The organism is Sodalis sp. C49, assembly GCF_046352915.1.
Lineage (GTDB): Bacteria > Pseudomonadota > Gammaproteobacteria > Enterobacterales > Enterobacteriaceae > Acerihabitans.
On sequence record NZ_CP163303.1, the window covers coordinates 5,189,748 to 5,215,515 of the forward strand.

The 25,768-nt window shown below is 60.2% G+C and carries 26 protein-coding genes; 14 read left to right on the forward strand and 12 right to left on the reverse strand.

Going from position 1 to position 25,768, the window contains the following annotated elements:
* Positions 1-13: 13 nt before the first annotated feature.
* From bamC to ABUK12_RS23530, 5 genes are all read left to right on the forward strand, one after another.
* Positions 14-1,063 (forward strand): outer membrane protein assembly factor BamC, encoded by a 1,050-nt coding sequence (gene bamC, locus ABUK12_RS23510; RefSeq protein ID WP_410014089.1) that lies wholly within the window; start codon positions 14-16, stop codon positions 1,061-1,063.
* 245 nt (positions 1,064-1,308) lie between these two features.
* The gene (purC, locus tag ABUK12_RS23515) at positions 1,309-2,022 is read left to right on the forward strand and encodes a phosphoribosylaminoimidazolesuccinocarboxamide synthase (RefSeq protein ID WP_410014090.1); all 714 of its coding nucleotides are present in this window, start codon (positions 1,309-1,311) and stop codon (positions 2,020-2,022) included.
* A 159-nt stretch (positions 2,023-2,181) separates the two neighbouring features.
* Positions 2,182-3,039, forward strand: coding sequence for a neutral zinc metallopeptidase (locus ABUK12_RS23520; RefSeq protein WP_410014091.1), 858 nt, complete (start codon positions 2,182-2,184; stop codon positions 3,037-3,039).
* Positions 3,040-3,061: 22 nt separating this feature from the next.
* Positions 3,062-3,514 (forward strand): DUF441 domain-containing protein, encoded by a 453-nt coding sequence (locus tag ABUK12_RS23525; protein ID WP_331117787.1) that lies wholly within the window; start codon positions 3,062-3,064, stop codon positions 3,512-3,514.
* 55 nt (positions 3,515-3,569) lie between these two features.
* Positions 3,570-5,591, forward strand: a complete 2,022-nt coding sequence (locus ABUK12_RS23530) for a tRNA(Met) cytidine acetyltransferase TmcA (RefSeq protein ID WP_410016755.1) — start codon at positions 3,570-3,572, stop codon at positions 5,589-5,591.
* Between the two features lie 55 nt (positions 5,592-5,646).
* Here ABUK12_RS23530 and ABUK12_RS23535 read toward each other — a convergent pair whose 3' ends face one another.
* The 5 genes from ABUK12_RS23535 to ABUK12_RS23555 all read right to left on the reverse strand — a co-directional run bounded on the left by ABUK12_RS23535 (position 5,647) and on the right by ABUK12_RS23555 (position 8,416).
* Positions 5,647-5,835, reverse strand: a complete 189-nt coding sequence (locus ABUK12_RS23535) for a YpfN family protein (RefSeq protein WP_331117783.1) — start codon at positions 5,833-5,835, stop codon at positions 5,647-5,649.
* Between the two features lie 4 nt (positions 5,836-5,839).
* The gene (locus tag ABUK12_RS23540; RefSeq protein WP_410014092.1) at positions 5,840-6,514 is read right to left on the reverse strand and encodes a M15 family metallopeptidase; all 675 of its coding nucleotides are present in this window, start codon (positions 6,512-6,514) and stop codon (positions 5,840-5,842) included.
* Positions 6,511-7,638, reverse strand: a complete 1,128-nt coding sequence (gene dapE / locus ABUK12_RS23545) for a succinyl-diaminopimelate desuccinylase (RefSeq protein ID WP_410014093.1) — start codon at positions 7,636-7,638, stop codon at positions 6,511-6,513. The genes ABUK12_RS23540 and dapE overlap by 4 nt, the downstream gene beginning before the upstream one ends.
* 1 nt (position 7,639) lies before the next feature.
* Positions 7,640-8,020, reverse strand: coding sequence for an ArsC family reductase (locus ABUK12_RS23550; RefSeq protein WP_410014094.1), 381 nt, complete (start codon positions 8,018-8,020; stop codon positions 7,640-7,642).
* Between the two features lie 219 nt (positions 8,021-8,239).
* Entirely contained in the window at positions 8,240-8,416 is a 177-nt protein-coding gene (locus ABUK12_RS23555; protein ID WP_410014095.1) for a hypothetical protein, read from the reverse strand.
* A gap of 363 nt (positions 8,417-8,779) precedes the next feature.
* On the opposite strand from ABUK12_RS23555, the gene ypfM reads away from it, so the two are divergent.
* On the forward strand, positions 8,780-8,839 hold the full coding sequence (gene ypfM / locus ABUK12_RS23560) for a protein YpfM (RefSeq protein ID WP_410016756.1): 60 nt from the start codon (positions 8,780-8,782) through the stop codon (positions 8,837-8,839).
* 117 nt (positions 8,840-8,956) lie between these two features.
* Here the strand turns inward: ypfM and acrD are convergent, their stop codons facing one another.
* Positions 8,957-12,133 (reverse strand): multidrug efflux RND transporter permease AcrD, encoded by a 3,177-nt coding sequence (acrD, locus tag ABUK12_RS23565; protein WP_410014096.1) that lies wholly within the window; start codon positions 12,131-12,133, stop codon positions 8,957-8,959.
* Positions 12,134-12,440: 307 nt separating this feature from the next.
* On the opposite strand from acrD, the gene nudK reads away from it, so the two are divergent.
* The gene (gene nudK / locus ABUK12_RS23570) at positions 12,441-13,019 is read left to right on the forward strand and encodes a GDP-mannose pyrophosphatase NudK (protein ID WP_410014097.1); all 579 of its coding nucleotides are present in this window, start codon (positions 12,441-12,443) and stop codon (positions 13,017-13,019) included.
* A 218-nt stretch (positions 13,020-13,237) separates the two neighbouring features.
* Positions 13,238-13,945, forward strand: a complete 708-nt coding sequence (locus tag ABUK12_RS23575; RefSeq protein ID WP_410014098.1) for a phage antirepressor KilAC domain-containing protein — start codon at positions 13,238-13,240, stop codon at positions 13,943-13,945.
* A 171-nt stretch (positions 13,946-14,116) separates the two neighbouring features.
* On the opposite strand, the gene tkt is transcribed toward ABUK12_RS23575, so the two are convergent.
* The 5 genes from tkt to amiA all read right to left on the reverse strand — a co-directional run bounded on the left by tkt (position 14,117) and on the right by amiA (position 19,647).
* Positions 14,117-16,111: a transketolase gene (gene tkt, locus ABUK12_RS23580; protein ID WP_410014099.1), complete on the reverse strand. Its 1,995-nt coding sequence runs from the start codon at positions 16,109-16,111 to the stop codon at positions 14,117-14,119.
* 15 nt (positions 16,112-16,126) lie between these two features.
* Positions 16,127-17,077: a transaldolase gene (gene tal / locus ABUK12_RS23585; RefSeq protein ID WP_410014100.1), complete on the reverse strand. Its 951-nt coding sequence runs from the start codon at positions 17,075-17,077 to the stop codon at positions 16,127-16,129.
* A gap of 221 nt (positions 17,078-17,298) precedes the next feature.
* Entirely contained in the window at positions 17,299-17,748 is a 450-nt protein-coding gene (locus tag ABUK12_RS23590) for a YaiI/YqxD family protein (protein ID WP_410014101.1), read from the reverse strand.
* The gene (hemF, locus tag ABUK12_RS23595) at positions 17,748-18,668 is read right to left on the reverse strand and encodes an oxygen-dependent coproporphyrinogen oxidase (RefSeq protein ID WP_410014102.1); all 921 of its coding nucleotides are present in this window, start codon (positions 18,666-18,668) and stop codon (positions 17,748-17,750) included. The genes ABUK12_RS23590 and hemF overlap by 1 nt, the downstream gene beginning before the upstream one ends.
* Positions 18,669-18,771: 103 nt before the next feature.
* Positions 18,772-19,647, reverse strand: a complete 876-nt coding sequence (amiA, locus tag ABUK12_RS23600; protein ID WP_410014103.1) for an N-acetylmuramoyl-L-alanine amidase AmiA — start codon at positions 19,645-19,647, stop codon at positions 18,772-18,774.
* Between the two features lie 245 nt (positions 19,648-19,892).
* Here amiA and ABUK12_RS23605 point away from each other — a divergent pair, with 245 nt between their 5' ends.
* Positions 19,893-20,318: a GNAT family acetyltransferase gene (locus ABUK12_RS23605; protein ID WP_410014104.1), complete on the forward strand. Its 426-nt coding sequence runs from the start codon at positions 19,893-19,895 to the stop codon at positions 20,316-20,318.
* Between the two features lie 43 nt (positions 20,319-20,361).
* On the opposite strand, the gene ABUK12_RS23610 is transcribed toward ABUK12_RS23605, so the two are convergent.
* On the reverse strand, positions 20,362-20,757 hold the full coding sequence (locus tag ABUK12_RS23610; protein ID WP_410014105.1) for a YgiW/YdeI family stress tolerance OB fold protein: 396 nt from the start codon (positions 20,755-20,757) through the stop codon (positions 20,362-20,364).
* Positions 20,758-21,056: 299 nt separating this feature from the next.
* Here ABUK12_RS23610 and ABUK12_RS23615 point away from each other — a divergent pair, with 299 nt between their 5' ends.
* The 5 genes from ABUK12_RS23615 to cysA all read left to right on the forward strand — a co-directional run bounded on the left by ABUK12_RS23615 (position 21,057) and on the right by cysA (position 25,704).
* Positions 21,057-21,641, forward strand: coding sequence for an RpoE-regulated lipoprotein (locus ABUK12_RS23615; RefSeq protein WP_410014106.1), 585 nt, complete (start codon positions 21,057-21,059; stop codon positions 21,639-21,641).
* Between the two features lie 250 nt (positions 21,642-21,891).
* Positions 21,892-22,914: a sulfate ABC transporter substrate-binding protein gene (locus ABUK12_RS23620; RefSeq protein WP_410014107.1), complete on the forward strand. Its 1,023-nt coding sequence runs from the start codon at positions 21,892-21,894 to the stop codon at positions 22,912-22,914.
* Positions 22,914-23,747, forward strand: coding sequence for a sulfate/thiosulfate ABC transporter permease CysT (cysT, locus tag ABUK12_RS23625; RefSeq protein WP_410014108.1), 834 nt, complete (start codon positions 22,914-22,916; stop codon positions 23,745-23,747). The genes ABUK12_RS23620 and cysT overlap by 1 nt, the downstream gene beginning before the upstream one ends.
* Positions 23,747-24,613, forward strand: a complete 867-nt coding sequence (gene cysW / locus ABUK12_RS23630; protein WP_410014109.1) for a sulfate/thiosulfate ABC transporter permease CysW — start codon at positions 23,747-23,749, stop codon at positions 24,611-24,613. Before cysT ends, cysW begins: the two co-directional genes overlap by 1 nt.
* Positions 24,613-25,704, forward strand: a complete 1,092-nt coding sequence (gene cysA / locus ABUK12_RS23635; RefSeq protein ID WP_410014110.1) for a sulfate/thiosulfate ABC transporter ATP-binding protein CysA — start codon at positions 24,613-24,615, stop codon at positions 25,702-25,704. The genes cysW and cysA overlap by 1 nt, the downstream gene beginning before the upstream one ends.
* Positions 25,705-25,768: the final 64 nt, after the last annotated feature.

Consider the following 25,768-nt stretch of genomic DNA (forward strand, 5'->3'; position numbering starts at 1 on the left):
TTAGGGAGAATTGATGGCTTATTTATTGCAAAAGTCGATGGTGGCAAAAGTGGTGGGCGCGTCGTTGTTCATGCTGCTTGCGGCCTGTTCCAGCGATCAACGTTACAAACGGCAGGTCAACGGCAACGAAGAATACCTGAAAGCGCCGGCGCTGCGCCCGCTCAACAGTCCATCAGGGATGATCCTGCCGGTGCAGACCGGGGATTACGAAGTGCCCGTCGCGAACGCCCGCGGGAACGTGGGCAAGGGACTGGATATTCGTCCTCCGGCGCAGCCTTTGGCTTTGCTTGATGGTTCCCGCTCGCAATATACGGGCGATACCGCGGTCATCCAGCTTGAAAACAGCGCGCAAACCCGCGACCTTTGGTCCAAGGTGGTCGCTGTGGTGCAAAGCAAAGGTTACACCATCGCCTCCCGCCAGGACGGCAGCCAGACGCTCAATACCGATTGGGTGCAGTGGACGCGGGCCGACGAGGACGTGCAATACCGCGGCCGTTACCAGGTCAGCCTGCGCACCGAGGGCTACCAAACCTCGCTAATGGTTAAATCCTTAGGGCTTGAGCAGCAGGGCAATCCGGTCAGCGCCCCGGCTGTCGTACAGCGCTATACCGTCGCCATGCTGAACAGCGTGGCGCAGGGGATTGAACAGCTCGACAGCGACCAGGCAAGTAAAATCGCCTCGGGCCAGACGGCGGATCTGAGCGTTATCAGCGGCGCCGACGATTCCGGCCTGCCGTTGCTGGTGGTGCGTTCCCCTTATGCCGTGGTATGGCAACACCTGCCGGCGGCGCTTGAAAAAATCGGGATGAAGGTCAAGGATACCAGCCGTCCGCTGGGCACTATTTCCGTGACCTATGATGCGCCGGGCAGCGGCACCTGGGACGACCTGGGCGTCAAGGATCCGGATCTTCTTAACGGCGACTACAAGCTGCAGGTCGGCGATCTCGGCAACCGCAGCACCTTGCAGTTTACCGATCCGAAGGGCCATACCCTCGCCCAGGCGAAAAACGACGCGCTGGTGGCGGTGTTCCAGGCGGCGTTCAGTAAGACATCGAGTAAGTAATATCAGGGGCTAACGCCCCGCTGTATTTGCTGACCAGCCTTCGTAGGCGTTTGTACCGCCAGGATGGGCAAGGTGTATAAAGGTAAATAAAGGTGGCGCGCCAGGGATGGCGCGCCCGAGCCGGCATGGACGTATTGACGGCGGCTTGATGAACTTCTACCCGCGGGCAGCGGTTTGTTAGCAAACAGAGGGCCTACGCCCTTTTTTATTTTTAGTCTGCGTTATCTGCCACTGGAGTAAAAAAGATGCAAAAGTTAGCTGAGTTGTATCGCGGAAAGGCGAAAACGGTCTATACCACCGCCGATCCGGATTTGCTGATTCTGGAATTCCGCAACGATACGTCAGCGTTAGACGGTCAGCGCATTGAGCAGTTCGAGCGCAAAGGCATGGTTAACAATAAATTCAACTATTTTATCATGACCAAACTCGCCGAGGCCGGGATCCCGACGCAAATCGTGCGTCTGCTTTCGGATACCGAAGTGCTGGTGAAAAAACTCGCCATGGTGCCGGTCGAGTGCGTCGTGCGCAACCGTGCGGCGGGCTCCCTGGTGAAACGCTTGGGGATAGAGGAAGGGCTGGTGCTCAATCCGCCGTTGTTCGATATGTTTTTGAAGAACGACGCCAAACACGACCCGATGATCAACGAGTCCTACTGCGAGACCTTCGGCTGGGCCAGCGCACCGCATCTGGCGCGCATGAAAGAACTGACCTACCGGGCCAATGACGTGCTGAGTAAAATATTTGACGATGCCGGCCTGATCCTGGTGGATTTCAAACTTGAGTTCGGCCTGTTTAATGGCGAGGTGGTGCTGGGGGATGAATTTTCGCCGGACGGCAGCCGCCTGTGGGACAAAGCCACCCTCAATAAGATGGATAAAGACCGTTTTCGCCAGAGCCTGGGCGGGGTTATCGAAGCCTACGAGGAAGTTGCCCACCGTATTGGCGTAACGCTGGACTAACGACGCAATCGTTTCCCTGCCGTCGCCGCGGCCTGCCGACCGAGGCGACAGGCATGCCGCGTCATGCCGTTTTTCCCGCGCGCGCCTGCGGACGGCGCCGTCCAAAACGGCATTTTGTGCTATCCTCCACGGTATAACTAAACAGCCGTAGGTAAGCGTATGCGTTGGCAAGGACGTCGCGAAAGCGATAATGTTGAAGACAGGCGTAATTCATCTTCCGGCGGCGGTGGCGGCATGCGCATCCCGCTGCGCGGCAAGACGGGCGTGGTGGTGCTGATCGTGGTGGTGGTGGCCGGTTATTACGGCATCGATTTGACGCCTTTGCTTACCGGCGGCGGCCAGTCCGTGCAGCAGTCGTCACCGCAGCGCGCCAGTCCCAATGACGACGAGGCGGCCAAATTTACCTCGGTGATGCTGGCCACCACCGAAGATACCTGGAAAGAGATTTTCCAGCGCACCGGCAACACCTATGCGCCGCCTAAGCTCGTCATGTACCGCGGCGCCACGCAAACCGGTTGCGGCACCGGCCAGTCGGTGATGGGGCCCTTTTATTGTCCCGCCGACAGCACGGTCTATATCGATCTGTCGTTTTATGATGAAATGAAAAATAAACTCGGGGCCGGCGGCGATTTTGCCCAAGGATATGTGATTGCCCATGAAGTGGGACATCATGTCCAGCATCTGCTGGGCACCGAGCAAAAGGTCAGGCAAATGCAGCAGGGCGCCACGCAGCAACAGATCAACCAGCTTTCGGTAAAAATGGAGCTGCAGGCGGATTGTTATGCCGGCGTGTGGGGCAACGCCATGCAAAAACAGCAGATCCTCGAGACCGGCGATCTGCAGGAGGCGCTGAACGCGGCCACGGCGATCGGCGACGACCGCCTGCAGCAGCGCGGACAGGGCAGGGTGGTGCCGGACAGCTTTACCCACGGCACGTCGCAGCAGCGTTATACCTGGTTTAAACGCGGTTTTGACACCGGCGATATGAATCAATGCGATACCTTTGCCGGTCGCTAAAGGACTCAGCAGGGACTACACCATGACATTTCTGGATCCTACGCTGCTGATTTTGCTGGCGCTGGCGGCGCTGGGCATTATCAGCCACAACAACACCGTTACGGTGGCGATCCTGGTATTACTGATTATCCGCATTACCCCGCTGAGCCATTTTTTCCCCTGGGTGGAAAAACAGGGGCTGACGCTGGGCATCATTATCCTGACCATCGGCGTCATGGCGCCCATCGCCAGCGGCACCATTTCCGCCGGCAGCGTCATGCACTCCTTTCTGCATTGGAAATCACTGCTGGCAATCCTTATCGGCGTGGCGGTGTCCTGGCTGGGGGGGCGGGGCGTGTCCCTCATGGCCCACCAGCCTTCGGTGGTGGCCGGGTTGCTGGTGGGAACGGTGATGGGCGTGGCGCTGTTTCGCGGCGTGCCGGTCGGGCCGCTGATTGCCGCAGGCATACTGTCGCTGTTGATTGGCAAAACCTGACATGGACAGGGCGGCTCCCGGCGTGACGGACCCCTGGCGCGCGGCGACGGCCCGAATGCGGCGCGCCGGCGTGCGCCGTTTGCTGGTGGTAAGCGGCGACGCCGAATGGAGCCTCGCGCAGGCGCGGATGCTGCGCGGCCGGTTGCCCGGGGACTGGCCCTGGATTGGCGCGCCGCCAGAGGACTGGCCGCTTTGCTGCGCGCCCGCCGCATTCAGGACGCTGTTGGGGCGTGAATTCAGGCACGCGGTGTTTGACGCGCGCCACGGCCTGGCGGTCGACGCGCTGGCGGCGCTGGCCGGCACGCTGCGGGCCGGCAGTTGGCTGGTGCTGCTGGTGCCCGAATGGGCATCCTGGCCAACGCGTCCCGATATCGATTCCCTGCGCTGGAGCGAACGTCCCATACCCATTGCAACCCCCCATTTTGTGGCGCATTTCCGGCAAAGCCTGTTGGCCGACCCCGGCGTGGCGCTGCTGCGCCAGCACCAGCCGCAGGACGCTATTTTTACGCCGCAGCCGGCGCTCCCACGCTGGCGGCCGCCGGCACCGGGGCCTACCGATGAACAGCGGGCAGTATTGTCCCGGCTGCAGGCGGCTAAAACCGGTATTTTTGTCCTGACCGCGCCGCGCGGACGCGGCAAATCGACCCTGGCCGGGATGCTGGCGGCGCGCAGCGAAGGACACTGCTGGGCGACGGCGCCCGCCAAAGCCACGGCCGAGGTCCTGGAGCGGCATGCCGGTCACCGTGTCCGCTTTTTCGCGCCCGACGCCCTGCTGCTGCAGTGCCGCCATCATCCGGCGGCGGACTGGCTGCTGGTGGATGAAGCCGCCGCCATTCCCATGCCGCTGCTACGGGAACTGCTGGGTTATTTCCCCCGGGTATTATTGACCACCACCGTGCAGGGCTACGAAGGCACCGGACGGGGTTTTCTGCTTAAGTTCTGCGCAACGCTGCCGAGATGGCATCACCTTACCCTGGAACACCCCCTGCGCTGGGCCAAAGACGACCCGCTGGAGCGCTGGCTGGGCGCGGCGCTGCTGTTCGCCGAGCCGGCGGAGCGGGACGCCGCGCCCCCTGACGCCGCCCCGGCGCTGATCCGTCCCGCCCGGGAACACTGGTTGTCCCATCCCCGGGAATTACAGGCGTTCTACCAGTTGTTGGCCAGCGCCCATTACCGTACCACCCCGCTGGATTTACGCCGGTTAATGGATGCGCCGGGGCAGTATTTTATTGCCGCCCGGTCGGGCGATCGCTTAACCGGCGCGCTCTGGTCGGTGGCGGAGGGCGGTTTGCCGCCGGCGCTGGCCCATGAGGTCTGGGCGGGAAGACGGCGCCCGGCGGGCAGCCTGGTCGCCCAATCGCTGGCGGCGCACGGCGGCCTGTGGACGGCGCCCTGCCTGCGATCGCGCCGCATCAGCCGCATTGCGGTGACCGCGGCCGGGCGCCGCCGGGGGTGGGGACGGCAGCTGGTAGCGTGCATGGTGGCCGGGGCCGCGCCATTGGATTTTGTCTCGGTCAGCTTCGGGCTGACCGCCGAGCTGTGGCGGTTCTGGCAGGCGGTGGGATTTCATCTGGTGCACATCGGCACCCATCGGGAGGCCAGCAGCGGGTGCTACAGCGCCATGGCGCTCTATCCGCTCAGTTCCGCCGGTCATCGGCTGGCGGCGCAGGGCGCGGCGCTGTTAACTCGTGATGGTGTTATCCACGCAGACGCCTTCCATGCCGCCGGCGCCGGCGGCGGACACGGTTGCGCACGGCCGGCCGCCGACGAGCTGGATGATGATGACTGGCGCAACCTGGCCGGGTTCGCGTTTGCCCGGCGAACGCCGGAGGCCTGCCGCATGTCGCTTAGCCGGTTGCTGCGCCGGTCGGACTTGCCGCTGGCGGCGCTGCGGTTATGGCTGGAGCAACGGCTTGACGTCAACGCTATCGTGGAGCAAACGGGATTAAGCGGTAAAAAGGCGGTGATAACACGCTGGCGGGAGGAGACCGCGCGGGCGTTGGAAGATATCAGTAGCGACACTTGCCGCCGCTGGCGTGACTGGAGCGCGCCCGGCGGGCACCTTCAAGGGGCGTGACGCAGCAAGACCCGTCGCCTCTTCACGCGACGGAACCTGCCGTTATTTCTGGCCGCTAGGGTTTCTTTTTCGGCCAGTCGTCGTCGTCGTCCCATTTTGCGTTGTTGTCGCGGTGCGGCGGCAACTCGGGCTTGTCTTTCAGGTAGCGTTTCACATCTACGCGGCGCAACTCTTTAATGCCGCTTATCAGCATACCCGCCAGGATAATTAAAATAATCCACCAGTAGTCCGCCAGCCAATGCATATCCTTACTCCTTATCCACATTTCCAATATAACGGCGAAACAGGGCCGGCAATCGAGGCGTCAGCCAGGATGCGCCCGCCACATCGCGGTCTTTCCATGATGCCAGCAGTAATTGCGGCGTAAGCAGCCGCTCCGCCTCCTGCGCCAGGGGACGATAGCTCAGGTGCCAGGGTTCCGCGGCCACGCCGCCGCGGTCATGGGCGTAGGGGCGGTAAAAACCGTATCCGGCCATCCATTCGCCCAGCCAGTCGGCCAGCGGGGCAAGATAGCCGCCCGGCAGATACTCCCACGGCTCCAGCTGCAGCGTCGCGCCGGCGGGCAATAAGTCCGGATCGTACACATCCAGATCGCTGCCCCAGTGATGGCGGCTGGCGCCCGGCAGGGCCGACCAGCGCAGGATGGCGTGGCAGCGCTCGGCCACCGTCAGGCTTTGACTGTCCAGCGGCCAGCTGTGGTTATCTAATAATGGCCGCTCGCCGCGAAACTTGCCATTCCAGATAGCCAATTGGCGGTCAAAATCACGAAAACTGCTGGCCGGCTGCAGATTGAAACCCGCCTGGCGCGCAGCCTGCCGCAGGTCTTGAAAGGCGGCGACCGCCTCGGGCTGCAGGCGATGGCGATCGCACAGCGGCGCCAGGTGCCGGTCGGTCTGGCCGGTCAACATGTCCGGCGTCATCATGGGATCAGTTGCTCCATGATGCGCTGATACATCCGGCTTAGCAATTGCAGGTCGGCGGCGCTGACGCATTCGTTCACTTTATGGATAGTGGCGTTCACCGGCCCCAGTTCCACCACCTGCGCGCCCATGCGGGCAATAAAACGCCCGTCCGAGGTGCCGCCGGTGGTTTCCAGGCGCGGCGTCAGGTCCTGGTAATGCCTGACCGCGTTGATGACCGCCGCCACCAGCTCTCCGGGCGGCGTGAGAAACGGCTGGCCCGATAACCACCAGTCGATATGGTAGCGCAGCCCGTGACGCTCCAGCAGGGCCTCCACCCGGGACCGGATCAGGGTATCGGTCAGTTCGGTGCTGAAGCGGAAGTTGAACTGCACCAGCAATTCGCCCGGAATCACATTATTGCTGCCGGTACCGGCGTGGATATTAGCGATTTGCATGGTGGTGGGGGGGAAAAACGCATTGCCTTCGTCCCAGACGATCGCCACCAGCTCATTGAGCGCCGCCATGGCGCGGTGCACCGGATTATCCGCCAGATGCGGGTAAGCCACATGCCCCTGGGTGCCGAGCACGGTAAGCGTGGCGGTAAGCGAACCGCGCCGGCCGTTTTTCACGATATCGCCGACGCGCAGATGGCTCGACGGTTCACCCACCAGGCAATAATCCAGCCGCTCATCGCGCGCCATCAACGCTTCCACCACTTTTACCGTACCGTCGGCGCCGGTGGCCTCCTCATCCGAAGTGATAAGGAATGCCAGCCGTCCCCGATGCTGTGGATGCTGGGCGACGAAACGCTCGGCGGCGACGATCATGGCGGCCAGCGAACCTTTCATATCGGCGGCGCCGCGGCCGAAAAGCATGCCGTCGCGCAGGGCCGGCTCGAACGGCGGATTATCCCAGCCGAGAGCATCGCCCGCCGGCACCACGTCGGTATGGCCGGCAAACGCCAGGGTTCTGCCCTCGCCGCGCCAGGCCCAAAAATTGTGCGTGGCGCCAAAGTTCATCGGCTCGATGGTAAACCCGGCCGCCCGCAGGCGGTCAATCAGCAGCGCCTGGCAGCCGGCGTCGTCGGGGCTGAGGGACGGGCGTTTGATTAACTGCTGCGCCAGCTCCAGTACCGGACAAGACATGTCAGGCCTCCTTGTGGGTGATGAAGAGTTGGTAGCCTTCGGCGTCGAAACCCACCATAAGCCTGCCGTCAGGGGACTGCAGCACCGGCCGCTTGATGACGGCCGGCTGGCCGACCATCAGCGCCAGCGCCCCCGCGGCCCCTTCGGCCGCCTGCCGCTCGGCGTCGCTTAGCTTGCGCCAGGTGGTGCCGCGGGTATTAAGCAGCGCCTGCCAGCCCACGCCGTCCGCGAAACCCTGCACTAATCCGCGGTCGACGCCATCGACGCGATAGTCGTGGAACCGGTAAGCCACCTGCCGCTCGTCAAGCCAGCGGCGGGCCTTTTTTATCGTATCGCAGTTTTTGATACCGTAGAGCGTAAATGCAACATCCGGGTCTGCCATGGCAAAGCGTTACCTGTAAAAAAACATTGTTGCGCCAATAATGCGGGAAAATGGCCGGAGGATCCAGACGGCGGGGCAATCATTGCTTATCGTTATAGACGACGGGCAATACTGTCTTTTTTACCGCGCTAAAAACCCTATTATTAACCCAAGTGATAACATAATGTGCCAATAATTTAACTTATGCATCGATTTATTATTTTACGCCCATGTATCGCTTTACCGGGGTTGCGTTTTTTCTGCCGGGCCATAGTGCTGTTTATTAAAAAGCAGCGCCAAGACAATGAAGGCAATAAAGGATTTCTTGCTGCGCTTATAAAGGGTTGCGTTCGACTCCCCGACACCCGCTTTTAAGCATTCAGGGTGAATATGTTTTTTTATCATTACCTGGTTCATGGGCGCCAAACCATAAAAAGAACTTATGAAGAAAGCGTAGGGCAAATGCCTGGTTTTGCCTGTTCAAATGCGGATATTGCGATGATGATTAAAGATTTATTGTTTAAAATCAGCAATTAATTGCAATTTTTAGCAAATTGCAATCATTGCGGCTGAATTGTCACATTTTTGATCTAAACATTAACCATTGCGGGGAAAAAACCGGTCATGGCCGGAGAGTCGTGCATCAAAACAGGGCATTAGCCCCCTGAGGCTAATATATTATGTGATCTCTACGGGCAATTAAAATTAATACATCCGTAGCCCTCTTTTATTTTCTAAAGAGACTTTGTATAATCGCCGTACAAAAAAGAGAGGCAGGGTATGATTGATACAGAGTTAGTCACTTGGAAAGATTTCATCGAAGCAATGCTGCGCAAGTAGTGGCAAGCTGAAAAAAGGCGTTGTTCCTTTTTAACGCTAACCAGCTTGGAAATCATCGTACGAATAAACGGCCACCTCTCATCAAGGTGGCCTTTGTCGTTTTAGCGGATTATCGGTTTAAAGCCGGGTTGGGCCGTCGCCGGGCGTTACGTCCGCGTTATCCGGCAATAACTGGATATTGGCGTCCGGATGATCTTTGGTCGGGAAGCGCTGGCGGATCAGCACAAAAAACAGCGGGATAAAAAAGATCGCCAGTATCGTGGCCGAGATCATGCCGCCGATAACGCCGGTACCGACCGCGTGCTGGCTGGCGGACCCCGCTCCCCGGCTGATGGCCATCGGCAGCACCCCGAAGATAAACGCCAGCGAGGTCATCAGGATGGGCCTTAACCGCATGCGCGAGGCGTGCAGTGTGGCCTCGATCACTCCCTGGCCGCGCTGGTTCAGCTCATTGGCGAACTCTACGATCAGAATGGCGTTTTTCGCCGAGAGGCCGATAACCGTCAGCAGGCCGACCTGGAAATACACATCGTTTTCCAGCCCGCGCATCCAGGTTGCCAGCAGCGCGCCCACCACGCCCAGCGGCACCACCAGCATCACCGAAAAAGGTATCGACCAGCTTTCATACAGCGCCGCCAGGCTCAGGAATACCACCAGCAGCGAGATAGCGTACAGCGCCGGCGCCTGGGAACCCGAGAGCCGTTCCTGATACGACATCGCGGTCCATTCCAGCCCCATGCCGTTGGGTAGTCCCGCCACCAGCTTCTCCATCAGGTCCATCGCCGTGCCGTTGCTCACGCCGGCCGCGGCTTCGCCGACAATTTCCACCGACGGAACGCCGTTATAGCGTTCCAGCCGCGGCGAGCCGTATTCCCAATGTGAGGTGGCGAACGCGGAGAAGGGCACCATGGTGCCGCTGCCGTTACGCACATACCAGCGATACACGTCGTCGGGCAGCATGCGGTATTTGGCCGCCGCTTGCACATAGACCCGCTTGACGCGGCCGCGATCGATAAAGTCGTTGACGTAGTTGGAACCCCAGGCGGTCTGCAGCGTATCGTTAATATCGTCAACGCTCACGCCCAGGGCCTGCGCCTTGCGCTGATCGATGTCGATCTGCAACTGCGGACTGTCGTCCAGCCCGTTATGCCGCACGCGCGACAGCTCAGGCGAAGCGGCCGCCTGTGACAGCAGCTGGTCGCGCGCCTTCATCAATGTGTCATGGCCCTGGCCCGCCTTGTCTTCCAGCATCAAATCGAAACCGGCGGCGTTGCCCAGGCCGGAGATGGCCGGCGGATTATTGGCCAGCACCCGCGCCTCGGAAATATGGCTGAACTCCCTGGTGGCGCGCGCGATAATGGCTGATGCGGTGCGATCGGCGCTCGCGCGGTCATCCCAGTTCTTCAGGCGGATAAACATCCTGGCGACATTTTGCCCGTTGCCGCCGGGACCGGCGCCGATGGTGGAGAATACCGACAGCACATTATCTTTTTCATGGGTCAGAAAGTAGTTTTCCACCTTGGCGACCACCTTCAGCGTTTGTTCCTGGGTCGCATTGGTGGGAAGCGTCACCTGTCCCATAAACACCCCCCGGTCCTCCTCGGGCAAGAACGACGTGGGCAGGTGCAAAAACAGAAACGCCATGCCGGCCAGCAGCAGGCCGTAAAGCAGCAGCCAGCGCGCCGTGCGTTGCAAAATGCGCGTGACCCCCTGCTGGTAACGTTCCGCCCCCCGGTCAAATACGCGGTTAAACCAGCCGAAAAAACCGCGCCGCGCGTGCTGATGATTTGCCGGCAGCGGTTTAAGCAGGGTGGCGCACAGCGCCGGGGTCAATATCATGGCCACCAGCACCGACAGCACCATCGCGGCGACGATGGTGACCGAAAACTGACGATAGATGGCGCCGGTGGTGCCGCCAAAAAAGGCCATCGGCACAAACACCGCCGACAGCACCAGGGCGATGCCCACCAGCGCGCCCTGGATCTGGCTCATGGATTTGCGCGTGGCGTCGCGCGGCGACAGGCCCTCGGTGCTCATCACCCGCTCGACGTTTTCCACCACCACGATGGCGTCGTCCACCAGCAGCCCTATCGCCAGCACCATGGCGAACATGGTCAGGGTATTGATGCTGAACCCGCTGGCAGAGAGCACCGCAAAGGTGCCGAGCAGCACCACCGGCACGGCGATAGTCGGGATCAGGGTGGCGCGGAAATTCTGCAGGAACAGGTACATGACCAGGAACACCAGCACAATGGCTTCCAGCAGGGTTTTCACCACGTCCTCGATGGAGGCGGTGACAAACGGCGCTGTTTCATAGGCGATTTCGGCCTTCAGGCCATGGGGGAAAAAGGGCGCCAGCTCCGCCAGCTTTTGTTTTACCAGCCGGTTGGTATCGAGCTCATTGGCCCCGGAGGCCAGCTTGATACCCATGCCCGCCGCGGCCATGCCGTTATAGCGGGTCAGGTAATCGTAGCTTTCCGAACCCAGCTCGATGGTCGCCACCTGGCCGAGCGTCACCGCCGAGCCGTCGCTGTTGACCCGCAGGGTAATGGCGCGAAACTGCTCCGGCGTCTGCAACTGCGACTGGGCGTTAATGGTGGCGTTAAGCGCCTGCCCGTTCACCGCCGGCGTGCCGCCCAGCTGGCCGACCGCCACCTGGCTGTTTTGCGCCTCGATGGCCGTGACCACGTCGGCGGTGGTTAACTGGTAATTGACCAGGGCATCAGGATTAAGCCAGATGCGCATCGAGTATTGCGACCCGTAGGCATCGATGCTGCCGACCCCGCTGACCCGGCTGAGCGGTTCTTGCAGGTTGCTCACCATATAATCCGCGATATCGGATTTATCCATCGACCCGTCGGTGGACACAAAGGCCACCATCATCAGGTTGCTGTCGCCGGTCTTGGTGACGGTCACGCCCTGGGTCTGCACCGCCTGCGGCAATCGTTTCATCGCCACCTGCAGTTGGTTCTGCACTTCCTGCATCGCTTCGTTGGGGTCGGTCCCCGCCTCGAAAGTCAGGGTGGTGGTGGCCTGGCCGGTATTGCTGCTTTGCGAGGCCATATATAGCAGATTATCCAGGCCGGTCATGTTTTGTTCGATAATCTGGGTAACGGCATTCTCCACCGTTTTAGCGGAAGCGCCGGGATACTTGGAGGTAATACGCACCGTGGGCGGCGTTAATTTGGGATATTGCTCAATGGGCAGCGTAAATATAGCCATGGTGCCGGTCAAGGCAACGATAATTGCCAGTACCCAGGCGAAAATCGGGCGATCGATAAAAAAATTAGCCATTCAATAAAACCCCGGGGCGAGTGTCCTGTTATCGTACGGCGAAAGTGACGTTGCTCGCCGCCATGGTACTTTACGCGCCGGGACCGAAGAAAACGTGGAGAAAAAAAGGAGATCGTGTAAAGAAGTACTAGTGTCGTTGTATCCGAGGCGGACGCCGCCGTTTTCCACGCCGGTCGCGCGCGGCGCCAAGCCTGTTCCCACCTTATCCTTTAACGCGGTTTGCCCGGAATCGCTCTCGCTCCGGCGCCGGTTTGCGTTATGATCAAGATCACAGTTCCAGGTCTTTAGTCGGATTATAGAGGGCGTCATGGCGTTTATGATCAAAATTATCGAAAATAAGTTGTTATCGGACCATTGGTTTGTATTGCGGAGATTTGTTTTCGAACTGCAAAGAAAAGACGGCACGCCGGTACGCCAGATGCGCGAAGTCTACGACCGCGGCAACGGCGCCGTCATCCTGCTGTATAACCGCGCCAAAAACAGCGTGGTGCTGATACGCCAGTTCCGTATGCCTACCTACGTTAACGGCAACGCCACCGGCATGCTGCTGGAAGCCTGCGCCGGCCTGCTGGACGATGACTCGCCGGAGGCGTGCATCCGGCGCGAAGCCATTGAGGAAACCGGCTATGCGGTGGGAACGGTGGAGAAACTCTTTTCGGCCTATATGTCGCCGGGCGGCGTTACGGAAATCCTGCATTTTTTTGCCGCCGAATATGACGATGCGCAGCGCGACAACAGCGGCGGCGGTATTGATGATGAGGATATCGAAGTGCTGGAGCTGCCGTACCCTGAGGCCATGGCGATGGTGCAGGACGGCCGCATCCAGGACGGCAAGACCATTATGCTGTTGCAGCAGGCGCACATCCGGGGCTGGCTGAAGGCATAACGCCCAGGCGGCGGACGGCTGGGTAATCGGCGGCTGTAACGACTCGCGTTAATAAAGTACTGGATAAATACACAGCTATGCTGTATATTTATTACACTACCGACAGGGAGCCTGTCTCCCGGCAAAGGCTCCGGTCCGGTGGTGAACCATAATGGGCTCTGTTCGGCGATATGCCCGCACTGCCTGTTTGCCGTACTGATAAAGACGTGGGGAAAGCTATGATGATATCCGCAGCGGGTTTTGAAACCCTTCATCAAACGGTCTCGATGAGCAGCCGTGAACTGGCCGGTCTGACCGGCATCTCCCACGGTGAAGTGAAACGCCTGATCAACAGCCTGGACGCCTCCCGGCGCCTAAGCCAGCCTGTGCGCGCGACGGATTATCAACGCCCGGACGGAACCTCCCAGGAATATCAGCTGAACAAGCGCGACTCGCTTACGGTCATTGCGCGGCTGTCGCCGGGCTACACCCCGGCGGTGCTCGATCGCTGGCATGAACGGGAAATGCAGCACGACCTGCCGGACTTTACCAACCCGGCGGTGGCGGCGCGCGCCTGGGCCCAGGAATATGAACGCCGCCAGGCGCTGGAAAACCGCCTTGCCGCTATCGCGCCCAAAGCGGATTTTTTCGATCGCTACGTGGTGGTCGACGGCGCCCTGGGGTTTCGCCAGGTCTGCAAATTACTGAAAGCCAAAGAAGCGGATTTCCGCCAGTTCCTGCTGGAACGCCAAATCATGTACCGCCTGTCCGGCGTGCTCACGCCGCACCAGCAGCACCTGGAGGCGGGGCGCTTTGAACTGTACCGTGGCACCGGGGAAAACCGCCACGCCTTTTCCCAGACCCGCTTCACGGCCAAAGGCGTAAAATGGGCCGCCGGCTTATGGGCGGCGCATATCGCCCAGGAACAAAAAGGCGCCGCGGCCTGAGTACCGTTTCCGCCGCTTCCCGGCATAAAAAAAACCAGCCGGCAAATGCCGGCTGGTTTCAGAAGCAGGGTAGTCACGGAGAATGAAATCCGCAGGTAAACCTGTTCAAGGCAGAGCGTGCCGATGGGGTCGACTCGGGCGTGGTGTTGCCGCCCGACCGAGCGCCCAAGACTACTTTAACAAGCCGCGCGCTTTTTCCAGCACATTCTCGACCGTAAAACCGAACACCTTAAACAGTTCCTCGGCCGGAGCCGATTCACCAAAGGTGGTCATGCCGACAATGGCGCCGTTCAGGCCGACATATTTATACCAATAATCGGCAATGCCGGCTTCAATCGCCAGGCGCGCCTGCACCCCATGGGGCAGCACCGCTTCACGGTACGCCTCATCCTGCTTATCAAACACGTCGGTGGACGGCAGCGACACCACCCGCACCTTACGGCCCTCGCCGCTCAGTTTCTCCCACGCCGCCACCGCCAGCGACACTTCCGAGCCGGTGGCGATAATAATAAGCTCAGGCGTACCCTCGCTGTCTTTCAGGACGTAACCGCCGCGGGCGATATCGGCCAATTGCTGCGCGCTGCGATCCTGCTGCGCCAGGTTCTGGCGCGAGAGGATAAGCGCGGTAGGTCCGTCATGACGCTCAAGCGCCTGCTGCCAGGCCACGGCGGTTTCCACCTGGTCGCACGGCCGCCAGTTGCTCATGTTCGGCGTCAGCCGCAGGCTCGCCAACTGCTCCACCGGCTGATGGGTCGGGCCGTCCTCGCCCAGGCCGATGGAATCATGGGTATACACCATGATCTGCCGCGCCTTCATCAGCGCCGCCATACGCACCGCGTTGCGGGCATATTCCACGAACATCAGGAAAGTGGCGGTATAAGGCACAAAGCCGCCGTGATGCGCGATACCGTTGCCGATAGCGGTCATGCCGAACTCGCGCACGCCGTAATGAATATAGTTGCCCGCGGCGTCATCGGCGATGGACACCGATTTCGACCAAAGGGTCAGGTTGCTCGGCGCCAGGTCGGCGGAGCCGCCCAACAGTTCCGGCAGCAGCGGGCCAAAAGCCTCCAGGGCGTTTTGCGAGGCTTTACGGCTGGCGATACTGGCCGGGTTGGCCTGCAGTTTTTCGATATACGCCTTGCTCTGCGCCTGCCAGTCGGCGGGCAAATGGCCCTGGGTACGGCGCTTGAATTCCGCCGCCAGCTCCGGGAAGGCTTTTTCATAGGCGGCGAATTTTTCGTTCCAGGCGGACTCTTTGGCCGCGCCGGCCTGTTTGGCGTCCCACCCGTCATACACCTCTTGCGGGATGACAAACGGCGGCTCGTTCCAGCCGATGGCCTTACGCGTGGCGGCGACTTCGTCGGCGCCCAGCGGCGCGCCGTGCGCCCCATGAGTGCCGGCTTTATTCGGCGAGCCGAAGGCGATTACCGTCTTGCACATCAGCAGCGACGGCTTATCGGTCACCGCGCGCGCTTCTTCAATTGCCGCTTTCACCGCATCGCTGTCGTGACCGTCAACACCGCGCACCACGTGCCAGCCGTAGGCTTCAAACCGCTTGGCGGTATCGTCGTTAAACCAGCCCTCCACATGCCCGTCGATGGATATGCCGTTATCGTCGTAGAATGCCACCAGCTTGCCGAGCTTCATGGTGCCGGCCAGGGAGGAGACCTCGTGGGAAATGCCTTCCATCATGCAGCCGTCGCCTAAAAAGACATAGGTATGATGATCGACGATCTCATGGCCCGGACGGTTAAACTGCGCCGCCAGGGTGCGTTCGGCGATGGCGATGCCCACCGCGTTGGCGAGGCCCTGGCCCAATGGGCCGGTGGTGGTTTCCACGCCGTCGGTATAACCGTATTCAGGGTGGCCCGGTGTTTTGGAATGCAGTTGACGGAAGTTTTTCAACTCTTCGATGGGAAGGTTGTAGCCGGTCAGGTGCAGCAGGCTGTAGAGCAGCATCGAGCCGTGGCCGTTGGAAAGGATAAACCGGTCGCGATCCATCCATTTCGGATTGGACGGATTATGGTTCAGATAATCGCGCCACAACACTTCGGCGATATCCGCCATGCCCATCGGGGCGCCGGGATGGCCGGAGTTGGCTTTTTGAACCGCATCCATGCTTAAGGCGCGGATGGCATTGGCAAGCACTTTACGAGAGGTCATTGAATGCTCCAAAGATTACAGTTTGGCCGCCAGGAGGTCTTCCAGGCTCTGTTGGTCCACCGCAAACTGACGAATGCCTTCAGCCAGTTTATCAACGGCCATCGGATCCTGGTTGTGTTCCCAACGGAATTCGGGTTCGGACAACGGGGCGGGCTGGTGAAAACCTTCAGTGGAAGGAGAGAGCTTGCGCTCTACCGGTTCTTCGCTGTTATGCAACTCTTCCAGCAAGGCCGGGGAAATGGTCAGGCGATCGCAGCCGGCTAACGCCAGGATCTGTTCCGTCTTGCGGAAGCTTGCGCCCATGATCACCGTCTGGTAGCGATGTTCTTTATAATAATCATAGATAGCGCGCACCGACTTAACGCCCGGATCCTGTTCCACATCGTACGGTTCCATCGGTTTACGCTGGTTATACCAGTCATAGATGCGCCCGACGAACGGCGAAATCAGGTATACGCCGGCTTCGGCGCAGGCACGGGCCTGGGCGAACGAAAACAGCAGGGTCAGGTTACAGTTGATGCCTTCCCGTTCCAATTCCTCCGCCGCCTTGATGCCTTCCCAGGTGGAGGCCAGCTTGATCAGGATACGGGATTTATCAATGCCCTGATCCTGGTAAAGGCCGACCAGTTTGCGCGCCTTGGCCACGCACATACCGCGATCGAATGACAGGCGGGCATCCACTTCGGTGGAGACGCGGCCCGGGACGCTTTTCAGTATTTCGACGCCAATATTCACCGCCAGCTTATCGCTGGCATTGATGATCTGCGTTTCCCGGGTGCCGCCCTGCTTGCGGGCATAGGCCAGCGCGTCTTCAAACAGCGGCTGGTAGGCGGTCAGGCTGGCGGCCTTGAGGATCAGCGATGGATTAGTGGTGGCATCCTGCGGGGTATAATGACGAATCGATTCGATGTCGCCGCTGTCGGCCACGACGGTAGTGAATTGCTTTAGCGCTTCTAACTGATTCATTTCTCAACTCCATGAAGAAAATAATACATCTGATCTAAGTTACAGTTAACCTAAGGATAACACTGCCTCAACAAGACGCAGAATGAAATGCGCTTTTTCTGATTATTATAATGGACAAAAACGATGGCGGCCCCGCGGCAAGCGGGGCCCGGGCGCCGAATAAAAAGCGGCGGCCCGTCCGCCGCCGGCGCCGCCGTGTGCCGGGTGAAACCGCGGCGTCGTCAGCCTTTGGCCTGCTGCAGCCACTTATCCAGCTCGCGGGCGAATTCCTGGCGTTCGCGCTGGCTGAGCGGCGGCGGCCCGCCGGTCTGGATGCCGCTGGAGCGCAGGGTATCCATAAAATCCCGCATGGTCAGCCGTTCGCGAATCGTCTCGGGCCGGTACATCTCGCCGCGCGGGTTGAGCGCCACCGCGCCTTTTTCCAGCACTTCCGCCGCCAGGGGAATATCGGCGGTGATCACCAGATCGCCCGGGCCGACGCGGCGGACGATTTCATTATCCGCCACGTCAAAGCCGGCGCCGACGCGCAGGGTGCGGATAAAGGGCGAGGGCGGCACCGCCAGGGTCTGGTTGGCTACCAGCGTCACCATGACCGACAACCGTTGCGCGGCGCGGAATAAAATCTCCTTGATGACCTTGGGGCAGGCATCGGCGTCAACCCATATCGCCATTAACGTTCTCCTTGGGACAGCCAGTCGCGCACCGGCAGAAAGTCGCGGTACAGCGCCGCCTCCGGGCTGTCCGGCTGCGGTTGATAATCATATTCCCACCGCACCTGCGGCGGCAGCGACATCAGAATGGATTCCGTGCGCCCGCCCGAATGCAGCCCGAACTGCGTACCGCGATCCCAGACCAGGTTGAACTCGACGTAGCGCCCGCGGCGATAGAGCTGAAACTGGCGTTCCCGCTCTCCCCACGGCAAAACCTTGCGCCGGCGGACTATCGGCAGGTAGGCGTCCAGGTAGCCTTCGCCCACCGCACGGGTAAAGGCATAGGCCCGCTCGAAATCCGGCGTGTTGAGATCATCGAAAAACAGCCCGCCGATGCCGCGCGCCTCGTTGCGGTGTTTCAGGAAGAAGTAGTCGTCACACCAGCTTTTGTAGCGGGAATACACATCGTCGCCAAACGGACGGCAGAGGTCATGGGCGGTCTGGTGCCAGTGCACCGCATCTTCCTGGAAACCATAAAACGGCGTGAGATCGAAGCCGCCGCCAAACCACCACACCGGATCGGCGCCGGGTTTTTCGGCGATAAAAAAACGCACGTTGGCATGGCTTGTGGGAACGTAGGGGTTGTGCGGATGGACCACCAGCGACACGCCCAGTGCCTGAAAGCTCCGCCCGGCCAGTTCGGGCCGGTGCGCGCTCGCGGAGGCGGGCAGGCGCGCGCCCTCCACGTGGGAAAAATTGACTCCCGCCTGTTCAAATACCTGGCCCTGGCGCAGGACCCGGGTGCGCCCGCCGCCGCCCTCGTCGCGCGTCCACAGGTCTTCCCTGAAGGCGCCGCCGTCTTCCGCGGCTAGGGCATGGCAGATTCTGTCCTGCAGATCCAGCAGGAAGCCTTTGATATGTCCAATATCAGGTGAAGTCATGTCGCAAGCCCTGGTTGATTGCGCGCGGGGTTAAGGCCGCGCGGAGATATAGGCCATGCAGTATAACCTCGCCGGCTGCCGTGACCAACCGCCGCAACGCCCCTTAAGGGCGGGTGGCGCCGCCCGCATGCCGCTCATGGGCGTCGAAATAGGCGAAAAAGTCCACGATGCCGCTGCTGATGGCCGAGGCGATACGATCCTGAAACGCCGCGGTTTCCAGCAACTGCTCCTCCCGATGGTTGGTGATAAAGGAGGTTTCCACCAGCACCGACGGGATCGAGGCGGATTTCAGCACCGCGAACGCCGCCTGCTCGGTATGCTGGCTGTGCAGCTGATGCACCGGCCGGATATGGTTAAGCAGGTGGCGGCCCAGCGTCAGGCTGTTTTTAATCGTATCGGTCTGCACCAGATCAAACAACACCTGCTGCAGATAATTATCCTGCTGCCGGTATTTGCCTCCCGCCACGTCATCGGCGGCGTTTTCCTTTTGCGACAGATATCCGGCCATGGCGCTGCTGGCGCCGCGATTGGACAGGGCGAATACCGACGCGCCGGCGGCGTCCGGGCTGGTAAACCCGTCGGCGTGGATGGAAACAAACAGATCCGCCCGGTGCTCATGGGCCAGCTCGACCCGCCGGAACAAGGGAATAAATTCGTCCTGCTCGCGGGTCAGCCGGGTCTGGATATGGCCGTGCCGCGCCAGGTTGTCGCGCACCTTGTTGGCAATCGCCAGCACCACATGCTTCTCCTTGGCGCCCTGATGGCCAATGGCGCCGGGATCGATGCCGCCATGGCCGGGATCAATCATCACGCAGTGCGGACCGCCGGCGGGCCTGGGCGCGCCCGGGCTTGCGGGCAGCAGCGCGCCGGCGGCAAAGCCCGGCCGGGCGGTCAACGAGGCCAGCGCCAGGCACGACAGCAGCATTTGGCGGCGGGATTGCAGAATATTCAGGGGGGCGGAGGGTATGACTTTTTTCATGACCATAGCTAAAACAGACCGGATGCTCTGAGGGTTGGCGGCAAATGTTAGGGTATAACATAAGAATCTCCCGCGATCGATGGCGGAACTATGTCCATCTATTACCTGCCGGCGCGCGGGAAAAACCGTTATCAGGTTAATAAGCAAGAAATAGCGCTCCCGGCGACGATGTTATTTGCCTTCAGGGTAAATAACGCGATAATCAGGCTATTAGGTTTATTTGCTTGAGATTACGGCGGTCAGCTATGGAAATCCGTGTATTTCGTCAAGACGATTTCGAGGAAGTGATTACGCTTTGGGAACGTTGCGATTTGCTGCGTCCCTGGAACGATCCGGAAATGGATATCGAGCGCAAAATGCAGTGCGGCGCCGACCTGTTTATGGTGGCCGAGGTGGCGGGGGAAGTGGTCGGCTCGATTATGGGCGGGTACGACGGCCATCGCGGCTCGGCCTATTATCTTGGCGTACACCCCGATTACCGCGGCCGGGGCATTGCCAACGCGCTGATAAGCCGTCTGGAGAAAAAGCTTATCGCGCGCGGTTGTCCGAAGATCCATCTGATGGTGCGCGAAGACAACGAGGCGGTGATCGGCATGTATGAAAAGCTGGAATACGAACTTATCGAGAGCGTGACCCTGGGCAAGCGGCTGATCGAGGATCAGGAGTACTAGCGCGGCGGGGGAAGGGCCGGTGGTCGTGCCGGCCCCGGCCGGCTTATTGCTTCAGGAGATGTTCCACGTCCACGTTTACGCCGTGGCGATCCTTATCCAGCTTACCGCTGATGACCAGTAAATCCTTGGGAGAGACATCCTGCCCGTTCCATTTATCATTATCGATTTCCACCTCGATACTGCCGGTATGGTCGCGAAACAGGTATTTATCCCCGCCAAGCTTTTTCTCGATATTGCCCTGCAGGGTGACCCAGGCATTGTCTTTCATCCCCTTGGCCTGCTTTATGGTGACCTGCTTGGCATCGGCGGAGCCTCTGAAGCCGCTTTGCTGTTTGTCGGGGGGCGGGGGCGGCTCGTCGCCGTGAAAACCGCCGTTTTGCGCCAGTGCCGGCAGGCTGCATAATAGGATAAGCGCGGCAATTGTCGCTTTTTTCATCATCAATAGTTCTCCTTTTAAATCGGCCCATGCCGCCGTAACCGGTGGCATGGGCAGGGTAGAATCCCGATTATTTATTTATACAATGAAAACCTAAGCATGGCACATGGCGCTTGATTTGCGAGCCCGCCGTCATTACGGGGCCGGTAAACAGACATTAACGCACCCTATAATCCGTTATCCGCCGGAATGTTCCCGTGTTAGAAACGGGGTTTGTCAAAAAATCCGATAAATGGCACTTTACGTCGCTTGCGGTATCCAATACCGCAAACGCTTGCCGGAATCTTTGTTAAGGAGTTTACATGAAGCAGTTGCGCCCGTTGATTATCGGGCTTCCCATTTTGTTGGCGGGCTGTTCGACCCTGTCCAATTTCTCCTGGTCCAGCCTGTCGCCGTTTAACTGGTTCGGCAGCAGCGCCACTGTCGGCGATACCGGCGTCGGTAATGTTACCGCCGCCACGCCGCTGGAACATGAGGCGCTGGATAAGGCGCTGAACGGCAATTATCGTTTGCGCGGCGGCATGGAGACGCGCAGCGGCGGTATCGTCGCCTTTTATCAGGCGTTAAAAGACGATCGGGTAAAAATGACGTTTTACGGTCCGCAGGCGGGGAAGGTTGAACGCGTGGAAGTGACGGACAGCGACATCGCCAGCGCCTGGGGCGTAAAAATCGGCACGCCCTTCAGCAGTCTGTACGACAAAGCCTTCGGCGCCTGCGCGCGCGGCGCAGGCGAGGATCAGGTGGTGTGCGCCGCGCCGCAGAGCCGCCATGTGAGCTATGTTTTTTCCGGCACCTGGCATGGTCCGGATGAGCTGATGCCGGCGGACGACACGTTAAAAAGCTGGCGGGTCAGCAAAATAGTCTGGCACGCCAACAGCGCCGGTTAAGCCGTTTCCCGCCGGCGGCGCGCATGAGATGCCGGTGCGGCTCACCGCCGCAGCCGGCGTTTTTTTACCCTGGTTCCTAGCCTTAACGGCCGCCGTCGGGCGGCGTTTTACGCACCATGAGGGTGCTTATAGCTTTTCATGCTCTTAAAGCAGAAAAAGGTATAAAAAACCGTTACAGGTTATAGGGCTGTTATAAATAAACTGTATCACCATAAGGCAGGTTTTATAACGCATGAACCAAAGGTAAAGAATGAATCAAACGCTGATTTCAAGCCGTGCAGTCAAAGGTTGCATCGCGGCGGTATTGCTGGCTTGCGGTCCGGCGCACTCGACTGAATTGCTGAACAGCTCCTATGATGTGTCGCGCGAGCTGTTTGCGGCCCTGAACCCGGCGTTCGAGCAGCAGTGGCAAACGCAGCATCCCGGCGACACGCTGACCATTAAACAATCCCACGCCGGTTCCTCCAAACAGGCGCTGGCGATTTTGCAGGGCCTGAAAGCGGACGTGGTGACCTACAACCAGGTTACCGACGTGCAGATCCTGCACGACCGCGGCGATTTAATCCCGGCGAACTGGCAAAGTCGGCTGCCCAACAATAGCTCGCCGTTTTATTCCACCATGGCGTTCCTGGTGCGCAAGGGCAATCCCAAAAATATCCATGGCTGGAACGATCTGGTGCGCGACGACGTGAAGCTGGTGTTCCCCAACCCGAAAACCTCCGGCAACGGGCGTTATACCTATCTGGGCGCCTGGGGCGCCGCCAGCCTTGCGGACGGCGGCGACGAGGCGAAGACCCGCGCCTGGATGCAGAAATTCATCGCCAATGTCGAGGTTTTCGACACCGGCGGCCGCGGCGCCACCACCACCTTTGCCGAACGGGGCCAGGGAGACGTGCTGATCTCCTTTGAATCGGAGGTGAATAATATCCGTAACCAGTACGGCGCCGACAACTATGAGGTTATCGTGCCCGCGGTGAATATCCTGGCGGAATTCCCGGTAGCCTGGGTGGATAAAAACGTCGAGAAAAACGGCACCCTCGAGGCGGCGAAAGCCTACCTGAATTACCTTTACAGCCCGGCGGCGCAGCAGGTCATCGCCAACTTCTATTACCGGGTCAATAATGACGCCATCATGACGGCGGCGAAGGATAAATTTCCGGCAATCACGCTGTTTCGGGTCGAGGACCAGTTCGGCGGCTGGCCGCAGGTTATGACCGCCCATTTCGGCAATGGCGGCGAGCTGGATAAATTAATCGCGGCGGGACATCGTTGATGTTGGCCCTGCAAAGCAAACGCGTGCTGCCCGGTTTCGGCTTGAGCCTGGGCAGCAGTCTGCTGTTTGTCTGCCTGATTTTATTATTGCCGCTGAGCGCGCTGGTGATGCAGCTCGCGCAGATGAGCTGGCAGCAGTATTGGGAGGTGATCACCAGCCCGCAGCTGCTGGCGGCCTATAAGGTCACGCTGCTGTCGGCGGGCGTCGCCTCGCTGTTTAACGCCGCGTTCGGCATGCTGATGGCCTGGATCCTGACGCGCTATGATTTTCCCGGCCGCCGGCTGCTGGACGGATTGATGGATTTACCCTTTGCCCTGCCCACGGCGGTGGCGGGCCTGACCCTGGCGACGCTGTTTTCCACCACCGGCTTCTACGGCGCCTGGCTGGCGCACTTCGGCATCAAGGTATCCTATACCTGGCTGGGCATTACCGTGGCGATGGCCTTTACCAGCATTCCGTTCGTGGTGCGCACGGTGCAGCCAGTGCTTGAGGAACTGGGCCCGGAATATGAGGAGGCGGCCCAAACTCTGGGCGCCAGCCGCTGGCAGTCGTTTCGCCGGGTGGTATTGCCGGAGGTGGCCCCGGCGCTGCTGGCCGGCGCCGCGCTGTCGTTTACCCGCAGCCTGGGCGAGTTCGGCGCGGTGATTTTTATCGCCGGCAATATCGCCTGGAAAACCGAGGTCACCTCGCTGATGATTTTCATCCGGCTGCAGGAGTTCGATTATCCCGCCGCCAGCGCCATCGCCTCGGTGATCCTGGCGGCGTCGCTGCTGCTGCTGTTCGCCATTAACGTCTTGCAATCGCGCTTCGGCAGGCGCCTGGGAGGTCACTGATGGCTGATATCTCCGCCTTTAACGGCGCGGAACGCGTGCGCACCGACTGGCTGAAATGGCTGTTAATCGGCACCGGCATGGTGATTTCACTGCTGTTTTTGGTGATCCCGATGGGTTACATTTTCGTCACCGCGCTGGCGGATGGCCTGGCGCCGGTTTGGCGCAACCTGAACGATTCGGACATGCTGCACGCCATCTGGCTGACGGTGCTGGTGGCGCTGATCGCCGTGCCGGTCAACGTGGTGTTCGGTACGCTGATGGCCTGGCTGGTAACCCGGTTTAACTTCCGCGGCCGGCAGCTACTGCTGACGCTGATGGATGTGCCGTTTGCGGTATCGCCGGTAGTGGCCGGCCTGCTGTATCTGCTGTTCTACGGATCCAACGGCCCGCTGGCCGGCTGGCTGGACACCCATAATATCCAGCTGATGTTTGCCTGGCCGGGCATGGTGCTGGTCACGGTGTTTGTCACGTGTCCGTTCGTGGTGCGCGAGCTGGTGCCGGTGATGCTAAGCCAGGGCAGCGACGAGGATGAGGCGGCGATTTTGCTTGGCGCCTCCGGCTGGCAGATGTTCCGCCGGGTGACGTTGCCCAATATCCGCTGGGCGTTATTGTACGGCGTCATCCTCACCAATGCGCGCACCATCGGCGAATTCGGCGCGGTGTCGGTGGTTTCCGGCTCGATTCGCGGCGAGACCTATACCTTACCGTTGCAGGTTGAATTGTTGCATCAGGATTACAACACCGTGGGCGCCTTTACCGCCGCCGCGCTGCTGACGCTGATGGCTATCGTTACATTATTCCTGAAGAGCGGTTTGCAGTGGCGCCTGGCGCGCCAGCAGGCGCATCTTCGGCAGGGGGAGCAGTGATGAGTATCGAAATCGACAATATCAGCAAATATTTCGACAGCACCAAGGTGCTGAACAATATCTCCCTTGATATTCCCACCGGCGAGATGGTGGCGCTACTGGGGCCGTCCGGTTCCGGCAAGACCACCCTGCTGCGCATTATCGCCGGTCTTGAACACCATAACAGCGGCCATCTGCGTTTTGGCGGGCAGGATGTCAGCCAGCGTCATGCGCGCGATCGCCATGTCGGTTTCGTGTTCCAGCACTATGCGCTGTTTCGCCATATGACCGTGGCCGACAATATCGCCTTCGGCCTGACGGTATTGCCCAGGCGCGCGCGTCCCTCCGCCGCCGCCATCAAGCAGAAGGTGGCGCAACTGCTGGAGATGGTGCAGCTTGGCCACCTGGCCAACCGCTTCCCCTCGCAGCTTTCCGGCGGACAGAAACAGCGGGTGGCGCTGGCGCGCGCCCTGGCGGTGGAACCTGAAATCCTGCTGCTCGACGAGCCTTTCGGCGCGCTGGATGCCCAGGTGCGCAAAGAACTGCGCCGCTGGCTGCGCCAGCTGCATGAAGAGCTGAAATTCACCAGCGTGTTTGTTACCCACGACCAGGAAGAAGCCATGGAAGTGGCCGACCGCGTGGTGGTGATGAGCCAGGGCAATATTGAGCAGGTCGGCACGCCGCAGGACGTCTGGCGCGAGCCGGCCACCCGTTTTGTGCTGGAGTTCATGGGCGAGGTAAACCGGCTGGATGGCGAAATCCGCGGGTCGCAGTTGTATATCGGCCAGTATCATTGGCCGCTGTACTATGCGCCCATCCACCAGGGCCACGTGGATCTGTTCCTGCGTCCCTGGGAAATGGAGATCGCCGATCAGCCCAGCGATCGTTGTCCGCTGCCGGTGCAGGTCATTGATATCAGCCCGCGCGGGCATTATTGGCAACTGCTGGTCCAGCCCGTCGGCTGGCACCAGGAGCCCCTGAGCGTGGTATTGCCCGGCGCGGGCGTGACGCCGCCGCGGCGCGGCGAGCGGTATTACCTCGGGGCGCAGAACGCCCGCCTGTATGTGGGCGATAAGGCGTTGCAACCCGTTGCTTTCGCTGAAAGCGCTTGATAAGTTCTTTACCTTACCCCTTCTCGCAACAGGCGGCCCGGTGGCCGCCTGTTTTATTATTGGA